We start from the raw sequence: 16083 nt of genomic DNA, 5'->3' as shown, positions 1-16083 counted from the left end.
CCAATGAGTCTTGATACGGTCGTCGCGGACATTCAGGCGGAAGCAGAAGCCCAGGCCGAGGAGATCCTGGTCGAGGCCGACGAAACGGCCCAGGAGATCCTGGCTGACGCCGAAGCTGAGGCCGAGGAGATCCGCGAGACGGCCGAACGAGAAGTCGAGGCCGAAATCGGGCAAGAGCGCGAACGGCGACTCTCCAGTGGCGCCCTCGAGGCCAAACAGGAGCGCCTGGAGGCCCGGCGAGACGTGTTGGCCACCGTCCGTGAGCGAGTCGAAGAAGCCATCGCGGACCTTCCCACGGCGGAACGGGAGTCGCTGGTCCGGGACCTCCTCGAGGACGCTGCGTCGGAGTTCGAGGAGGCAGAGGTCTACACCCGCTCTGCGGACACGGAGTTGGTAACGGAGATCCTTGCGGAGTACGATGGCTTTGAACTCGCCGGGGAAACGGACTGTCTCGGTGGGGTCGTGCTCGAAGGCCGCGACGGACGCCTTCGGGTCGACAACACATTCGATTCGGTGCTCGAAACCGTCTGGAACGAGAACCTGAAAGCGCTCAGTGACGTGCTCTTCGAGGAGCAATGAGTAGTCGCTCGGCCAATTACGAGTACGTCGTCTCCCGTGTTCGACACCGGCGGGCATCGCTGTTCGACGAGGACGATTATCGGAAGTTGCTCGGAATGGGGCTGGGGGGTATCGCTCGGTACATGGAGGAATCGCCCTACCAGGCGGAGATCAACGACCTTGGGGCCCGATACAGTGGCGTGCAACTCATCGAGTACGCCCTGAACCAGAACCTGGCCCGGGAGTTCGACGACCTGCTCCGCTTTTCGGAGGGACGGTTGTACGAATTTGTCGCCCGCTACTTGCGGAAGTTCGACGCCTGGAACCTCAAAACGGTTCTTCGGGGCCACTATTCGGGCGCCACCGACGAGGAGATCCGGGAAAACCTCATCGACGCGGGTGAACTGGACCCCGAGTTTTTGGACGAACTGATCGCAGCCGCAGATATCGAGGCGGCCGTTGAACGGATCGAAGACACGATGTTCGGTGACAACATCGAGGCAGCGTTCGAGGAGTACGAGGACTCGGGCCTCCTCATGCCGCTTGAAAACGCGATCGATCGGGCCTACTACGAGGGCCTCTTTTACGAAGCCAAAAAGGAAACCGGCCCGATGGAACTGTACCAGGAGTTCCTGCAGGCCGAGATCGACTTCCGGAACGTGTTGAACGATCTCCGGATCGCCCGGTCGGGGGCTGATATTGACCCAGCCGATTATTTCATCGAAGGGGGACGGCTGTTCTCCCGGTCGGAGATCGGCACCCTCGTCTCCGATCCCGACCAGCTAATCGACCACATTCGAGACAGTCGGTACGAGGATGATCTGGAATCGGCCATCGACGCGTTGCAGGCCGACTCGGATATTAGCGTGTTTGAGCGAGCCATCGACGAGGCGTTGCTCTCCTACTCGGATCGACTTTCACACGTCTATCCACTCTCGGTCTGTCCGGTATTGGCCTACATCCTGGCGAAAGAACGGGAGGTCGACAACATCCGGGCAATCGCCCACGGGAAGGAAACGGGGCTGAGCAGGGCAACTATCGAATCCGAACTGGTGATGCTATGAGCCAGGAAATCGCCGTCATCGGTGCCCCCGATTTCACGACTGGGTTCAGACTCGCCGGGGTCCACGAGTTCGAAAACGTGAGAGACGATCAAAAAGCCGACCGCCTCGACGAGGCTGTCACGAACGTGATGGGCCGGGAGGACATCGGCATCATCATCATGCACGCCGAAGACCTGGACTATCTCTCCGCTGGAACCCGACGAACAGTGTCCGAGAGTATCGAGCCGACGGTCGTGACTCTTGGCGCTGGCACGGCCGGAGCCTCCGGACTTCGCGATCAGATCAAACGGGCGATCGGAATCGACCTGATGGACGAGGAGGAATCCTAATGAGTACGCAGACTACAGCACACGGTCAAATCGAAAGCGTGAGCGGTCCAGTCGTGACCGCCACGGACCTCGACGCCCAGATGAACGACGTCGTGTACGTCGGCGAGGAAGGGCTCATGGGCGAGGTCATCGAGATCGAAGGCGACGTGACGACGCTCCAGGTTTACGAGGAGACCTCGGGTATCAGGCCGGGGGAACCCGTCGAGTCGACGGGCGAACCGCTCACGGTCGACCTCGGACCAGGACTGTTGGACTCGATTTACGATGGGGTCCAGCGCCCACTCGAAATCCTCGAGGAGGAGATGGGTGCGTTCCTCGACCGCGGAGTCGACGCCCCGGGGATCGACCTCGACACGGAGTGGGAGTTCGAACCCACTGTCGAAGAAGGCGAAAAAGTGGGTCCGGGCGACGTGGTCGGCATCGTCGAGGAGACGGTCTCCATCGACCACAAGATCATGGTGCCGCCCGATTCGGAGGGTGGTGAAGTCACCGAGATCGAGGCCGAGTCCTACACCGTCAAAGAACCCGTCGCCAAGCTCTCCTCCGGCGAAGAAATCCAGATGCATCAAGAGTGGCCGGTTCGGACGGCCCGGCCGGCAGCGGAAAAGCAGACTCCAACCACTCCATTGATCTCCCGTCAACGGATTCTGGACGGGCTGTTCCCGCTTGCCAAAGGTGGCACGGCTGCGATTCCGGGCCCATTCGGCTCCGGAAAGACGGTCACCCAGCACCAACTTGCGAAGTGGGCTGACGCCGACATCGTCGTGTACGTCGGCTGTGGGGAGCGGGGCAACGAGATGACTGAGGTCATCGAGGACTTCCCAGAGCTGGAGGACCCGATTTCGGGGAACCCCCTGATGGCTCGCACGACGCTCATCGCGAATACCTCGAATATGCCGGTCGCGGCTCGGGAATCTTCGGTCTACACGGGGATCACGATGGCCGAGTACTTCCGGGACATGGGGTATAACGTCGCGCTGATGGCCGACTCGACCTCGCGCTGGGCCGAGGCGATGCGGGAGATTTCCTCCCGGCTCGAAGAGATGCCCGGCGAGGAAGGGTATCCCGCGTACCTCGGCTCCCGGCTGGCCCAGTTCTACGAGCGAGCCGGCTACTTCGAGAACGTCAACGGCACCGAAGGATCGGTGTCGGTTATCGGGGCGGTCTCCCCGCCAGGTGGCGACTTCTCCGAGCCGGTCACGCAGAACACGCTGCGCATCGTTAATGTCTTCTGGGCGCTCGATGCCGATCTGTCCGAGCGCCGACACTTCCCGGCGATCAACTGGAACGAGTCCTACTCGCTGTACCGCGACCAACTCGACCCGTGGTACGAGGAGAATGTGGCCAGGGACTTCCCGGAACTCCGCCAGTGGGCGATCGACATCCTCGACGAGGAGACCGAACTCCTGGAGATCGTCCAATTGGTCGGCAAGGACGCGCTGCCCGACGATCAGCAACTCACGCTAGAGATCGCTCGATACATCCGGGAGGCCTGGCTGCAGCAAAACGCCTTCCACGAGGTCGACACCTCCTGTACGCCGGAGAAAACCTACCGAATGTTGCAGGCAATCAAGACCTTTGACGAGGCGGCCTTCGAAGCGCTCGACGCTGGGGTTCCGGTCGACGAGATCAGTTCGGTCGATGCGCTGCCACGCCTCAATCGCATGAACACGACCGAGGACTGGGACCCGTTCATCGAGGAGCTCGAAGACGAAATCACCGCCCAACTGGAGGCGCGTTACTGATGAAGGAATATCGAACTATCACCGACGTGAGCGGTCCGCTGGTGTTCGTCGAGACCGACGAACCGATCGGCTACGACGAGATCGTCGAGATCGAAACGCCGGATGGAGATGTCAAGCGGGGCCAGGTACTGGAGACATCGGGCGACATCGTCGCCATCCAGGTCTTCGAGGGAACCGAAGGGATCGGCCGGGACGCTTCTGTCCGGTTCCTCGGGGAGACCCTCAAAATGCCCGTTACCGAAGGGCTCCTCGGGCGGGTCCTCGACGGGTCCGGTCAGCCGATCGACGGCGGCCCGGAGATCGTGCCGGACGAACGACGTGATATCGTCGGCGCGGCGATGAATCCGTTCGCACGGGAGTATCCCCGCGAGTTCATTCAAACCGGTATCTCGGCCCTGGACGGCATGAACACGCTTGTCCGCGGCCAGAAGCTCCCGCTGTTCTCGGGATCGGGCCTGCCACACAACGATCTGGCACTCCAGATCGCCCGGCAGGCAACCGTGCCCGAGGAAGAGGAAAGTGGAGAGGAAAGCGAGTTCGCTGTCGTTTTCGGGGCGATGGGGATCACCCGGGAAGAGGCAAACGAGTTCATCGAGGACTTCGAGCGCACCGGCGCGCTCGAACGCTCCACCCTCTTCTTGAATCTCGCGGACGACCCGGCCGTCGAACGGACGATCACGCCGCGACTCGCCCTCACCACGGCCGAGTATCTGGCCTTCGAGAAGGGGTATCACATTTTGGTTATCCTTACGGACATGACCAACTACTGTGAGGCCCTTCGGGAAATTGGCGCGGCCCGCGAGGAGGTTCCGGGCCGACGTGGGTACCCGGGATACATGTATACCGACCTGGCCCAACTCTACGAGCGGGCCGGCCGCATCGAGGGCCAGGAGGGATCGATTACCCAGATCCCGATCCTCACGATGCCAGGTGACGACGATACACATCCGATTCCGGACCTCACCGGCTACATCACCGAAGGACAGATCTACGTCGACCGGGGTCTCAACTCCCAGGGTGTTGCGCCGCCAGTGGACGTGTTGCCAAGTCTCTCCCGACTGATGGACGAAGGGATTGGCGAGGGCCTCACCCGCGAGGACCACGGCGACCTCTCGGATCAGCTCTATGCAGCCTACGCCGAGGGTGAGGACCTCCGGGACCTGGTGAACATTGTGGGACGGGAAGCCCTCTCGGAACGTGATAACACGTATCTTGACTTTGCAGATCGCTTCGAGGCCGAGTTCGTCGACCAGGGATTCTCCAATAACCGAGACATCGAAGAAACCCTCTCGATCGGCTGGGAACTCGTTTCGATGTTCCCGAAAGCCGAACTTAACCGGATCGACGAGGACCTCATCGAGGAGTACTACCTCGAAGACGAGGCTGAAGTCGAGGCCTAAGCCGGGAAGGGTTTTTGTGCCGACGCTCGCGTACCCATCATCAGATGACCCGCGAGCAGTTCCGGCCCCCACACCACGACCACGAGCAGTTCCTCTTGACGACCGTCGTCGGGAGCTATCCACAGCCAGACTGGCTCGATTACGTCCGCGAGGGTGTTGCGGCAGGCGACCTCGAGCAGGCCGACAGGACCGAAGCCGAGAACGATGCGACCCGCGCTGCTGTTCTCGACCAGCAGCGGGCGGGTCTTGATGTCGTCACCGACGGCGAGATGCGGCGGGAAGGGATGGTCGATTACTTCACGAACGTCGTCACTGGATACGACGCGCCTGGCGGGGATGACGATGGAAGTAATTGGAACGCGAGCATGCCACGCGTCACTGAGGAAGTGTCCACTGCCGAGCCGTGGCTCGTCTCGGACTTCGAGTTCGTGGACACGGTCGCCACGCGACCGGTAAAGGTGACGATCACTGGCCCGTTCACGCTGGCCACCTTCGCCAGCACGGAGGCGTATGACTCCATCGAGAAGTTGGCCCTCGACTTTGCCGACCTCATCGCTGAAGAAGTCCCAAAACTGGTCGAGGCTGGCGCGGAATGGATCCAACTCGACGAACCGGGGTTGGGCATGTCACCACACGGCGAGTTGGCCCACGAGTGTCTCTCGCGAGTGGCCGAAGCAGTCCCCGAGGACGTCAGATTTGGCACCCACGTCTGTTCGGGCAATTACGCGGACCTGGCCGACGACATGGTGGAGTTCCCGGTCGACGAACTTGATCTCGAATTCGCGAGCCCCGACGCAGACGACCCGGCTGCGGTCTTTGCGGGCCGGGAGTTCGAGATGGACATTGGTTTCGGCGTCGTCGACACGCAGTCGCGGGACGCCGAATCCGTTGAGACGATCGAATCCCGCATTCGCGAGGGGCTGAAACACATTCCGCCAGAACAGCTGACCATCTCACCTGACTGCGGTCTCAAACCCCTGGAACGGGAACCGGCGATCGAAAAGCTCACCAACATGGTCGACGCTGCGGGCAACGTCGAATCCGCACTTGATTCGGGCTCGATTGGGGACGTCGCCAAGGACGGGTCCGAAAACGGTTAACCCCTTGCGCAAGGAGAGTCTGTATGGCTACTGACGTTACGCCCACCCGGAAGAACTTGATGCAGATCGAGGATCGCATCGAGCTCTCCGAGCGGGGCCACGACACGCTCGAACAGAAGCGTGATGGCCTCATTATGGAGTTCATGGATATCCTCGATCAGGCCCAGGATGTCCGCTCGGACATGGAGTCCCAGTACACGGACGCCCAGCAGAAGATCAATATGACCCGCGCCATGGAAGGGGACGTCGCGGTGCGGGGGGCAGCCGCTGCGATCAAGGAGAACCCGGAAATCACAATGGAGTCAAAAAACATCATGGGCGTCGTGGTGCCACAGATCGAATCCACGAAGGTCCGCAAAGATCTGGACGAGCGGGGGTATGGGCTGCTTGGGACGGGGGCCCGCATCGACGAGACGGCGGAAGCGTTCGAAGAACTGCTGGAGACACTGGTTCTCGCCGCGGAAGTCGAAACGGCGATGAAGAAGATGCTCACCGAGATCGAAACGACAAAGCGCCGGGTGAACGCCCTGGAGTTCACGCTGTTGCCCGACCTCTACGAGTCCCAGGACTACATCGAGTCGAAACTCGAGGAGCAAGAGCGAGAAGAGATATTCCGGATGAAGAAGATCAAAGCGAACAAGGAAGCCGCTGAGAAGGAGGCCGCCGAACGGGAGGCAGCCGCGGCCGAAGCCGCACAGGAGTCCTAAGTCGAGTTTCGAACCCGACGCTGTTTTCCCCAGGCCAGTCGTCTTTCAGATATGTCCTGTCCGAACTGTGATGGACTTATGCTCGCGTTTACCGTCCCGGAAGCGGTCCGCCCCCACCTGCCTGAAGAGCCGGCGGCCGCCGAGATCTGTCGAGACTGTCTCACACTCACGCCAGGTGCCGAATCGCCTGCAACTGACCCCGACTTCTCGAAGATTCTCGGCGAGTTCCCGACCGGCGAGGCCGGAGCGATCGCGGCCGCTTTTCTTTCGCGGCTGGGCTCACTGGCCCTGAATCGATCGGAGATCGAGGCACTGGCTGGTCTTGCTGAGGAGCATGGTGTCGACGTGCTCCTCCTCGTGGATCGAGCCGCGGCGAGCGGTCGCATTCAGCCTCACTTCGATATCGAACGGCGACGGCCCCAACTCGAACAAATACTGGACTAACGGTCTGTCGACTTACCGAGGCGTGGTATCTGGCTTTTTCCGCAGACGCCTCCGCCTTGTCAATCGACTCAGAGCAAGGACCGACCATGGAAGATGAGAAAGAGATTGTTGGCGAAGATGAACAAGCCGCTGGCGATAAGCAACCCGAGCCAGGTTTCGACGCCGAAAGCTATGTAGCGGTCCCAGGGCGGGTTGGTGCCCTTGACCAACTGTATGAGGAGGGCGAATCCGCCGACTGCGATGACTGCCGCCCCGAGGTTCACTACTGTGACGGTCAAAAGGCCCTGCTGGAGCGCCCAGCGCATTAACGGGTTCGCCTCCGCCGCGGGACCAACATACCAGGAGGCAAACACAGTGGTAATCATGTCCACCGTGATCAGGACGAACAGGGCTACGGCGAACCACTCCCAATATTCATTGAGCGGCGCGGTCCCGGGCGATTCACTCACGATCGCATATACTGGCCTAAGGGTGATAAACAGCCATGTGAGCTTAGCCCCGGTTCGCAGGCGCTTATCCGGCAAAATCTTTTCCGGGGCCGCCTGGCAGTCCAGCTTCCAGCGGCGATATGCTATTTGATGCTCAGGCCCTATCCTGATACATGCCCCCAGCCCCGGAAACGACCCCTGCATATCAGGACGTGTCCGAGGAGGCCTTCACCGCTCGCATCGAGGATTTGCGGGACCGGTACGGGTCCTGTGATCTCTGTGCCCACGAATGCGGCGTCGACCGGACGGCGGGCGAGACGGGTGTCTGCGGGATCGATACGACACCCAGAATTTCCTCGCATTTCGCCCATCGAGGAGAGGAAGACGTTTTGCGGGGGCACAACGGGAGTGGAACGATCTTTCTCGCCAACTGCAACATGCAGTGTGTCTTCTGCCAGAATTTCGAGATCAGTCAGCAGGGCCGGGGCGAACCTGTGACGGCCACCGAGATCGCGGAGATGGCCCTTGAACTCCAGGCCCAGGGGTGTCACAACGTGAATTTTGTCTCGCCGACCCACCATTCGCCCCATTTAGTCGAGGCGATTTCACGGGCCCGGGATCGGGGGCTGGAGATCCCGATTGTCTGGAACTGTGGGGGCTACGAGCGGGCGGAAATCATCAAACGCCTTGATGGAATCGTCGATATCTACATGCCAGATGTGAAATGGAGCGAGGAGGCGGCGGCTCGGCGCTATTCGAAGGCCCCGAACTACTGGTCGAATGTGAGGGAGTCACTTCGGGAGATGCACCGCCAGGTCGGGGACCTCGAGGTTGATGACAACGGACTCGCCACGAGTGGCCTTCTGGTCCGGCACCTCCTGCTGCCCAAACACGTCGAGAACGCGAAGCAGGTGCTTTCTTTTCTCGCGAACGAGATCAGCGAGCAGACATACCTCAACCTGTTGTCCCAGTATCGTCCGCACTACAAGGTCCCAACTGACGAGCGCTATTCGGACATCGATCAACGAGTCACCCCCGCGGAGTATCAAGCGGTCCTCTCTCACGCCCGGTCGGTGGGGCTGGAGCGGGTCGAGTACGATGCGGCCATGGCGGGGGAATCTGTCTCCACGTTTCTGGGGTGATCCAATCTGCTGGACAGCAACTGCGCTGGGGACCGCTCTCAGTCGAACTCCTGCCAGTTCGTTACCATCGTGGCGCCAGCGAGGAACACGATTGCCAGGACTGTGAGCATCCCTGCGGTCACCCAGACACCCTCGGACGAGTCGAGGATCATCAACTCCCGGAGACTCCGGTGGAAGTGAGTGACGGGGCTGAATTCGGCGACGGTCTGGAGGGTCCGGGGCATGAGGTCCAGTTCCCAGAAGATTCCCGAGATGAACATCAACGGCAACGCGATGGCCCCGCCCAAACTGATCGCCGAGCCAGGGTCATCGATAAAGCCGCCAACGATCATGCCCAGGGCGGTAAACGCGATGGCCCCGAGCAGAATGAGCCCGATCGCGAGCGGGCCCGGAACCGCCGTCACCCCGAAACCGACCCAGGCCACCCCGATCAAGACGAGTGCGATCCCGACAGCCAGAATCGACTGTTGGATCACGTTCGCCAGGATCCATTCGTGTTTTCGCAGGGGCGTGGCGGCCAGGCGCTTGAGCGTTCCATCGCGCTTGTGATTAGCGACCGCAGACGGAACGGTCATGACGCCGTTGATAAGGATCATCGCCACGATGAACGCCGGCAGGAAGTAATCGGCTGCACCCAGATCTGCCTGGCCCCGTTCCTCCGCACCCAGGGCCACGGTCGGCTCTTCGATACCGATCGCCCGATTGTTGAACGTCGCGATGACACTGTCGATGATACTTCCGACCGCCCCGCTGGCCTCGTCGTCAGGGACCGTCAAAAGGGTTACGTGGACTGCTCCCGGTGATGTTTTGCCGGATCCAGCACTCGACAGTTCATCAAGTCCCTCCTGAATCGAGTCCTGCTGTGCAGTGGACAGGTCCGCCTCGGCGCGCGATATCGTATCCTGGATCACGACTTTCCGCACCCGGGCGCTTTCCTCTCTAACCCGTTCGTCGAATCCCTCTGGAATGACGAGGACACGGGTCTGCCCTGTTCGTTCTTCGATGTTCTGTGCCGTCGATAGGTCCTCAGTTCTCTCGATTCGGTCGACGGTCAGTGGATCGACGGTCTGGAGTGCCTCGATCAGTTCGACCGACAGTTCCGTCGGTGTCCCGTCGGCTTCGAGGTCGTTGTTCTGGACGCCGATTTCGAAGTCTGTGGGGCCCCCGGCGAAGACGGTGCTGAAAATCAGCAGCAAAATCAGGGGGAAGAGGAGCGCAAAAAACACGGCTTCGCGGTTTCGGAACCAGTCCGTGAGCAAGGTGCGGGTCAATTGCACGAGGCGTTTCATGTCCGCTCACCGCCCGGCGTTAGCGATTTTCCTGCGAGTTCCAGAAACACGTCTTCCATGTCCGCGCTCACCAGGTCGATGGCATGACCCATGCCCAGGTCGTGGAGCGAACTGTAGGTGTCCTGGGCCGCTTGGCGGTCCTCGAAAACACCCACCAATTCACCGTGTTCCCGTTCGTGGACGGTTCGTGCGGTCGATTCCAGTGTCGATTCGACGGATTCGTGGTCGGACTGGGCGGTATCCGCTGGGAGGTGGACGACGATTTTCACCGTCCCTGCGTAGCGGTCGATGAGTGCCGGGACGGTATCGACAGCCTCGATGTGGCCGTCCACGAGCAGCCCGACCCGATCGGCGAGATATTCCACTTCGTCCATGTAATGGGTGGTCAATACGACAGTCGTCCCCTGAGCCGGAAGTCCCTCGATTTGCTCCCACGTCGTTCGTCGCGCCGAGGGATCGAGGCCAGTCGTCGGCTCATCGAGAAAGAGGACCTCGGGGTCGCTTACGAGGGCCATCGCGATTCCGGTGCGCCGTTGATAGCCACCTGAAAGGGAGTGGAACCGTTCATCAGCGTACTCATCGAGCGCCAACTCGGCGAGAACGTCCTCGACTGCAAGGGGGTCTGAGTGGAGGTCTCGGACGAGAGCGACGTTTTCTCTGACAGTCAGCCGCTCGAAGGTATGAAACGACTGGGGAACAACCCCGATCCGATCTTTGATCGTTTCGAGCCCGTCCTGGATCGGGATATCGAGGACGGTCGCCGAACCAGCCGTCGGGCGTCTGAGTCCCTGGAGGATCTCGACGAAGGTCGTTTTTCCGGCCCCATTGGGCCCGAGCAGCCCGAAAATCTCCCCATCGTGGATCTCGAGGGAGACGTCGTCCACGGCGACGGTCGATCCGTACTCCTTGCGGAGCGCATCGGTTCGAATGACCGCCGCGACACCGGATCCGGCCATGTAATATTCATAATTATTGACACACGGGTAAATAAGTTGGCTCGAATTGGTGCACGTGAAGCGGTTGGGGACGGATCTGACCATCTATTTTCTCAAGACGGATTTTCTCGCTCCGACTGCGAGGGGTGGTGGCGCTGTGGATCCGGGTTCCCCCGTTCGGACACCAGGGGCCGTGAACCACCAGAAATGCAGCCAAAGTCGGCCTCGCTCGCCCTTGTGGCCGAGTTAGACCACAAGTACCGCTCGGTCCGCGGTCCGCACGGTCCGCTCTGTGACACTGCCCAGGACCGTTCGTTCGAGCGTCCCACGACCGCGAGCGCCAAGCACGATCAGGTCAGCGTCCCGCTCGTTCGCGTGCTCGTTGATTACCGTGTGTGGGACGCCGGTTTCCACGGCTGTGGCGGTAGCAAGGCCAGCTTCCTGGGCCCGCGCTTGTAAATCTTCGACTGCCCGTTCGCCATCGGCTTCGAGGGCCTCTTCGATCGCCGCCGTGTCGGACAAGCCCGATTCGACCACGTAGAGTCCCTCTATCGAGGCATCGAAGGTCTCGGCCCATTCGAATGCCGTATTTTCTGCTTCTCTTGAGCCTTGACTGCCATCCGTTGCCACTAGCAACGTCTCGTACCCGCCGGTCGGGACCGTCGACTCGTCAGGAACTGCCAGAACTGGATGGGCCCCCTGCCGGAGCACCTCGACGGTCGTGCTTCCGAGAAGGGGTCGGGTGAGTTTACTCCCACCGTGTGTTCCGATCGCGATCACATCGGGATCGATTTCCCCCGCCACCGTCGTGATCATCTCGGCCGGAGCGCCGTCCCGGAGGTGCCCTTCGAAATCGACTCCTGCCGCCTCACAGTGCCGTTCAATTGTGTCTATCGCTGCTTTCCCCCGTTGTTCTTCTGCCTCCTGCACTGTCGGGGATTCGATGCCAAGGTCATAGTCAGCGTTGGGCGTCAGATGGACCGCGTAGAGCCCGTGGACTGTGCCATCCATCTGGCCAGCGATGGTTACGGCGTGCCCGATTGCCTGTTCCGCTGCGGGACTGCCATCCGTCGGAACGAGTACTGTGCTCATACCTCAATGTATGTGCTCCTGACATTTTTGTATTATGTAAACATACCTATATGGGATTTCCCCGAACCCAGTCCCAAGCGAACCGGGCAGCCCGGTTCCGGATACATCAACGAAATTATCCGAGACCCCACTAGTGGATCCTGACAGTGGTTCTTCGCGGCCGAAACAAGGCCGCGGCTTCCAGCCATTTCTCCATCAAAACCACTCGCATCGACCGGCTCAAACGCCGGTTTGATAGCGCAGAATGCCGGCGATCCCGCCGAATGCGGTAAGCAACTGGTCCCCCTTTTCGAAGTCGGTCGAAATAAAGTGGGTCTCCGTTCCCCGCTGTTCAGCGATGGACATCAGGTGTTCGATGGCGTCATCCCGTTCCACGGTTTCGGGGGGTTCGCCGCACTCTTCACAGGTGTGTTCAGGCGTCTCGTGTCGGGGGTCGATCAGTTCGCGATCGGTGTGCTCCTCCGGGCACTCGTAGGTAACGACGTCTCGTCGGAGGTCTTCGGACAAGAGGAGCGTTTCCACGGATCCCATAATGAGGTTCTCACGGGTCGGGCCGAAGCCATAGGTCGCCCGCTCGCCGCCGTGGAGTTCCTTGAAGAACTCCTCCATGTCCTGTTTGTCCGCGGTGAGTTCGGCATCAGCCAGGGCCTGCTGACCCTTATCAACCAGGTCATACAGGCCGGATTCGTCGGTGTAGGCCACGTCGAATTTCCCCAGGACTTTGTCTTGGAGTTCGTGATGGAGGTAATCACCGTCGAGGAACTCGTCTTTGGTCGGCGATGGCCCGCCGACGAGGATGCCGTCGATTTCGTGGCGTTTCGGAACGAAGAGGTCGTCGGCCATTTCAGCGATCTCCTGGTAGAAGTTGTCGATCGCTTCCAGGCGCAGGCGGGCGAACCGTTGGGCGGACTGACCCCCTTTGCGCTGTTTGCCCGGTACCAACGAGGAGGCTGACTTGACTGGTTCGACCCGTTTGCCCTTGAGCCAGCCGACGTTTGCCTCCCGGCGGTCGAGGACGATGAGGCCGTACAGGCCCTTGTCCGCGAGCATCATCTCCAGCGGTTCGGTGAGAAACGCCGAGTCACAGTGATAGCGAAAGGACTCGATCGGATCCGGCGGGTTTTCGAGGACCTCCGTGATCATGTCCGTCTGGCCGCCGCCTTTGTCGATAGCCCCGGAGAAAAGCACCATCCCGCGTTCCGGTGGGTTCGTATCGTAATACTTCAGGCGGGCCTTGATCGAAGAAAGAGCGTCCTGGACGTTCGTTCGGGTCTGCTTGGACTTGATGTTCGAGGCTTCGCTGTACTCCTGGGTGACGTGTGCGACCACGTCCGAGATCATCTGGTCCGGGGGCACATAGATGCTGACGAGCTGAGTGCCGCTGCCGGTATGTTCCTTGAGATCCTCGATGACCTTTCGGAACTCGTATTTCCGGCGATCAGAGTGCTCTGAGGACCCCTTCTGGGAGTTAGAGCTCATATGGTTAGTTATGGGTAATTCGACGACGAAGACAGTTAAACTGCCGGAATCCCTGACTGTCGGGGGCCGATTGATGACGGTCAGTGTGAACCTTCTTTAGGCCGGGCAACTCACCGCTAGTGGAATGAGTTGGCTGGCCGTCCCTTTGGAGATGGGTCGTGATCTCGCTGCTGTCATCGAGGTGCAGGACTGGGACCCTGTTACCCTGGGACTCATCGTGCTCGCGGGCCTCATACTGCTCGTCGTGGCGTGGCTCGCAGTGCGACGGTATCGCCGCACGACCGGTGACCGGTTCCGGCGTGTCCTCGCTTCCCGTGATGAACTCGCAGTACTGCTCCATCCGAACCCGGATCCGGACGCCATGGCGACCGCGATGGGCGTCGCGCTTCTCGCAGAGGATGTTGAGACTGAGGCTTCGATCCACTTCCCGGGAGAAATCCGTCACCAGGAGAATCGGGCGTTTCGAACTGTCCTCGAACTGGACCTCACATCGATCGGGAGGGCGGCGGACCTCTCTGGAGATGTCGTGCTCGTTGATCACAACGAAGCCAGAGGCTTTGATGGTGCCAGCGATCTGGACCCGGTCGCCGTCGTCGATCACCACCCCGCATCAGGACACGGGAGCTCCTTCACTGACACCCGTCCGGAGTATGGTGCCTGCGCGACAATCATAACTGAGTACCTCAGGTCGGTCGGTTTCACCGTGGAGACAGGGGAGTCCACATCCGAGAAACAGCTTCCCGAAGCCGTGGCGACGGGATTGCTCTACGGGATTCTCTCGGATACGAACCACCTCTCGCGGGGGTGTACTGGGGCCGAGTTCGAGGCGAGTTCGTTCCTGTACCCCGGCATCGACGAGGACCTGCTGGACCGGATCGCCCATCCCGAAATCGACGCCGAGGTGCTTGACGTGAAAGCCCGGGCGATCGAAAACCGACAATCGCAGGGCCCCTTCGTCGTGAGTCATGTCGGCGAACTCTCGAACGTGGACGCCATTCCGCAGGCCGCCGACGAACTGCTCCACCTGGAGGGTATTACGGCGGTCGTAGTTCTCGGCAAGAAAGAGGGCACGTTGCACGTCTCGGGTCGGTCCCGCGACGATCGGGTTCATATGGGAACCGTGCTGAAACAGGTCGTTGAGGACATCCCAATGTCGGGTGCCGGGGGGCACGCACGCATGGGCGGGGGGCAACTTTCGCTCGACCACATGGCAGGACTCGGCCCTTCTGATGGGGTTTCCATCGAGGCGTTCACCGAGCGACTTTTTGCGGCGATGGCTGGTGAATCCTGAGCTGCGAGGCCCACCTTTTATGCGTTGAACGCGCGGATAGTATGATAATGACGGAAGGGCACGTATATGGCGTTGCGAGTGGCAAGGGCGGCGTCGGGAAAACGACCACCGCAGTCAACCTCGGAGCGGCCTTCGCTGAGGCGGGCCGGGACGTCATCGTGGTCGACGTCGATCTCGGGATGGCTAACCTCGCCGATTTCCTCGATCTCGACTCCGTCGAGGTGTCGCTTCACGACGTGCTCGCGGGCGAGCGGGAGATCGAGGCGGCAATTACTGAGGCCCCGGGCGGCTTCGATGCCGTCGTCGGCAGCCAGGATATCGAGGCCTTTGGTCGGGCCGATCCGGCAGAATTAGGGTCAGTTCTACCCAGCCTCCGGGACCGCTACGACGTCGTCCTTCTGGATGGGGGAGGCGGGTTGAGCCACGACATGACCGTCCCCCTGGGCCTGGCCGACGATGTCATCGTCGTGACTACACCCTCGGAGGCGTCGATAACCAATGCGATCAAAACTACGGATCTTGTCGAGCGTCTGGATACGACCCTGGAAGGGTTAATTGTGACCCGAATCGGTGGTGCCGGTCGGGCAACCCCAGAGGCAGTCGCCGACCGGATCGAGCTTCCAGTTCTCGGATCGGTTCCCGAGGATGGTGCCGTCCAGATGAGTGCGGACCAGGGAACACCGCTCGTCGCCATTGATAGGGAAAGTCCAGCGGCTCAGTCCTACCGGGAAATCGCGTACAGCCTCATCGACGAACCGCTGCCACGGGACTGGGCAGCGGACGACGAGTCAGGAGCGTCGGACGAATCCGCCACTTCGGGATCGGCGACAGCGGAGCAGCCTGAGCCAGCTGGTGGGAAGAAGGGAGACACGGCCGGCGAACCGGCGGTCGAATCGGACGCTGACCGGCCCCAGGAAGGGATCGCAGAACGACTCGAAACCATGGAAGAAGGACGGGATGCAGCTGGTGAACAAGACACCGGGATGGAAGTCAGTCCCGGGCCAGATAAGTCTACAGAGGATGAATCGGAGTCTGACGGGTCCTTTTTGTCCCGCCTCCTCGGCGGGTTGTTCGGCTGAG

General features: G+C 60.8%; 16 protein-coding genes. 11 read left to right on the top strand and 5 right to left on the bottom strand.

Annotated elements, in window-relative coordinates:
* The first annotated feature begins 3 nt into the window (after positions 1 to 3).
* Genes V5A26_RS06340 through V5A26_RS06305 form a run of 8 tightly spaced genes read left to right on the top strand, consistent with a single transcriptional unit; the run spans position 4 to position 7347 of the window.
* Positions 4 to 579, top strand: coding sequence for a V-type ATP synthase subunit E (locus V5A26_RS06340; protein ID WP_332321089.1), 576 nt, complete (start codon positions 4 to 6; stop codon positions 577 to 579).
* Positions 576 to 1622 (top strand): ATP synthase A1 subunit C, encoded by a 1047-nt coding sequence (gene ahaC / locus V5A26_RS06335; protein WP_332322275.1) that lies wholly within the window; start codon positions 576 to 578, stop codon positions 1620 to 1622. Before V5A26_RS06340 ends, ahaC begins: the two co-directional genes overlap by 4 nt.
* Positions 1619 to 1951 (top strand): V-type ATP synthase subunit F, encoded by a 333-nt coding sequence (locus tag V5A26_RS06330; protein ID WP_332321087.1) that lies wholly within the window; start codon positions 1619 to 1621, stop codon positions 1949 to 1951. The genes ahaC and V5A26_RS06330 overlap by 4 nt, the downstream gene beginning before the upstream one ends.
* Complete coding sequence (locus V5A26_RS06325) at positions 1951 to 3696, top strand: ATP synthase subunit A (RefSeq protein ID WP_332321086.1); 1746 nt, start codon at positions 1951 to 1953, stop codon at positions 3694 to 3696. The genes V5A26_RS06330 and V5A26_RS06325 overlap by 1 nt, the downstream gene beginning before the upstream one ends.
* Positions 3696 to 5096 (top strand): V-type ATP synthase subunit B, encoded by a 1401-nt coding sequence (locus V5A26_RS06320; protein WP_332321085.1) that lies wholly within the window; start codon positions 3696 to 3698, stop codon positions 5094 to 5096. Before V5A26_RS06325 ends, V5A26_RS06320 begins: the two co-directional genes overlap by 1 nt.
* 44 nt (positions 5097 to 5140) lie before the next feature.
* Positions 5141 to 6196, top strand: coding sequence for a methionine synthase (locus V5A26_RS06315; RefSeq protein WP_332321084.1), 1056 nt, complete (start codon positions 5141 to 5143; stop codon positions 6194 to 6196).
* 23 nt (positions 6197 to 6219) lie between these two features.
* The gene (locus tag V5A26_RS06310; protein ID WP_332321083.1) at positions 6220 to 6903 is read left to right on the top strand and encodes a V-type ATP synthase subunit D; all 684 of its coding nucleotides are present in this window, start codon (positions 6220 to 6222) and stop codon (positions 6901 to 6903) included.
* 51 nt (positions 6904 to 6954) lie between these two features.
* Positions 6955 to 7347 carry a DUF6276 family protein gene (locus V5A26_RS06305; protein ID WP_332321082.1) on the top strand — a complete coding sequence of 131 codons (393 nt, stop codon included), beginning with the start codon at positions 6955 to 6957 and terminating at the stop codon, positions 7345 to 7347.
* 68 nt (positions 7348 to 7415) lie between these two features.
* Here V5A26_RS06305 and V5A26_RS06300 read toward each other — a convergent pair whose 3' ends face one another.
* Positions 7416 to 7796 (bottom strand): hypothetical protein, encoded by a 381-nt coding sequence (locus V5A26_RS06300; RefSeq protein WP_332321081.1) that lies wholly within the window; start codon positions 7794 to 7796, stop codon positions 7416 to 7418.
* A gap of 152 nt (positions 7797 to 7948) precedes the next feature.
* On the opposite strand from V5A26_RS06300, the gene V5A26_RS06295 reads away from it, so the two are divergent.
* A complete protein-coding gene (locus tag V5A26_RS06295; RefSeq protein WP_332322274.1) occupies positions 7949 to 8917 on the top strand; it encodes a radical SAM protein in 969 nt (322 codons plus the stop codon).
* Between the two features lie 38 nt (positions 8918 to 8955).
* On the opposite strand, the gene V5A26_RS06290 is transcribed toward V5A26_RS06295, so the two are convergent.
* The 4 genes from V5A26_RS06290 to prf1 form a co-directional block, all read right to left on the bottom strand.
* The gene (locus tag V5A26_RS06290; protein ID WP_332321079.1) at positions 8956 to 10206 is read right to left on the bottom strand and encodes an ABC transporter permease; all 1251 of its coding nucleotides are present in this window, start codon (positions 10204 to 10206) and stop codon (positions 8956 to 8958) included.
* Complete coding sequence (locus V5A26_RS06285) at positions 10203 to 11162, bottom strand: ABC transporter ATP-binding protein (protein WP_332321078.1); 960 nt, start codon at positions 11160 to 11162, stop codon at positions 10203 to 10205. Before V5A26_RS06285 ends, V5A26_RS06290 begins: the two co-directional genes overlap by 4 nt.
* Positions 11163 to 11387: 225 nt before the next feature.
* Positions 11388 to 12233 (bottom strand): universal stress protein, encoded by an 846-nt coding sequence (locus V5A26_RS06280; protein WP_332321077.1) that lies wholly within the window; start codon positions 12231 to 12233, stop codon positions 11388 to 11390.
* Between the two features lie 219 nt (positions 12234 to 12452).
* Complete coding sequence (gene prf1 / locus V5A26_RS06275; protein WP_332322273.1) at positions 12453 to 13712, bottom strand: peptide chain release factor aRF-1; 1260 nt, start codon at positions 13710 to 13712, stop codon at positions 12453 to 12455.
* A gap of 124 nt (positions 13713 to 13836) precedes the next feature.
* On the opposite strand from prf1, the gene V5A26_RS06270 reads away from it, so the two are divergent.
* A complete protein-coding gene (locus tag V5A26_RS06270) occupies positions 13837 to 15003 on the top strand; it encodes a DHH family phosphoesterase (protein ID WP_442908769.1) in 1167 nt (388 codons plus the stop codon).
* Between the two features lie 47 nt (positions 15004 to 15050).
* Positions 15051 to 16082: a cell division ATPase MinD gene (gene minD, locus V5A26_RS06265; protein ID WP_332321074.1), complete on the top strand. Its 1032-nt coding sequence runs from the start codon at positions 15051 to 15053 to the stop codon at positions 16080 to 16082.
* Position 16083 lies beyond the last annotated feature (1 nt).

The organism is Halodesulfurarchaeum sp. (assembly GCF_036626455.1).
Lineage (GTDB): Archaea > Halobacteriota > Halobacteria > Halobacteriales > Halobacteriaceae > Halodesulfurarchaeum.
The sequence above is the reverse complement of the archived record's forward strand: the minus strand, read 5'-3'. Positions and strand labels throughout refer to the sequence as shown.

Bases quoted from the DNA above. Each gene is read 5' to 3' on its own strand.
- V5A26_RS06325 (WP_332321086.1), top strand. From the start codon at position 1,951: ATGAGTACGCAGACTACAGCACACGGTCAAATCGAAAGCGTGAGCGGT.
- V5A26_RS06330 (WP_332321087.1), top strand. From the start codon at position 1,619: ATGAGCCAGGAAATCGCCGTCATCGGTGCCCCCGATTTCACGACTGGG.
- V5A26_RS06285 (WP_332321078.1), bottom strand. From the start codon at position 11,162: ATGGCCGGATCCGGTGTCGCGGCGGTCATTCGAACCGATGCGCTCCGC.
- V5A26_RS06290 (WP_332321079.1), bottom strand. From the start codon at position 10,206: ATGAAACGCCTCGTGCAATTGACCCGCACCTTGCTCACGGACTGGTTC.
- V5A26_RS06310 (WP_332321083.1), top strand. From the start codon at position 6,220: ATGGCTACTGACGTTACGCCCACCCGGAAGAACTTGATGCAGATCGAG.
- V5A26_RS06295 (WP_332322274.1), top strand. From the start codon at position 7,949: ATGCCCCCAGCCCCGGAAACGACCCCTGCATATCAGGACGTGTCCGAG.
- V5A26_RS06320 (WP_332321085.1), top strand. From the start codon at position 3,696: ATGAAGGAATATCGAACTATCACCGACGTGAGCGGTCCGCTGGTGTTC.
- ahaC (WP_332322275.1), top strand. From the start codon at position 576: ATGAGTAGTCGCTCGGCCAATTACGAGTACGTCGTCTCCCGTGTTCGA.
- V5A26_RS06280 (WP_332321077.1), bottom strand. From the start codon at position 12,233: ATGAGCACAGTACTCGTTCCGACGGATGGCAGTCCCGCAGCGGAACAG.
- V5A26_RS06270 (WP_442908769.1), top strand. From the start codon at position 13,837: ATGAGTTGGCTGGCCGTCCCTTTGGAGATGGGTCGTGATCTCGCTGCT.
- prf1 (WP_332322273.1), bottom strand. From the start codon at position 13,712: ATGAGCTCTAACTCCCAGAAGGGGTCCTCAGAGCACTCTGATCGCCGG.
- V5A26_RS06340 (WP_332321089.1), top strand. From the start codon at position 4: ATGAGTCTTGATACGGTCGTCGCGGACATTCAGGCGGAAGCAGAAGCC.
- V5A26_RS06305 (WP_332321082.1), top strand. From the start codon at position 6,955: ATGTCCTGTCCGAACTGTGATGGACTTATGCTCGCGTTTACCGTCCCG.
- minD (WP_332321074.1), top strand. From the start codon at position 15,051: ATGACGGAAGGGCACGTATATGGCGTTGCGAGTGGCAAGGGCGGCGTC.
- V5A26_RS06315 (WP_332321084.1), top strand. From the start codon at position 5,141: ATGACCCGCGAGCAGTTCCGGCCCCCACACCACGACCACGAGCAGTTC.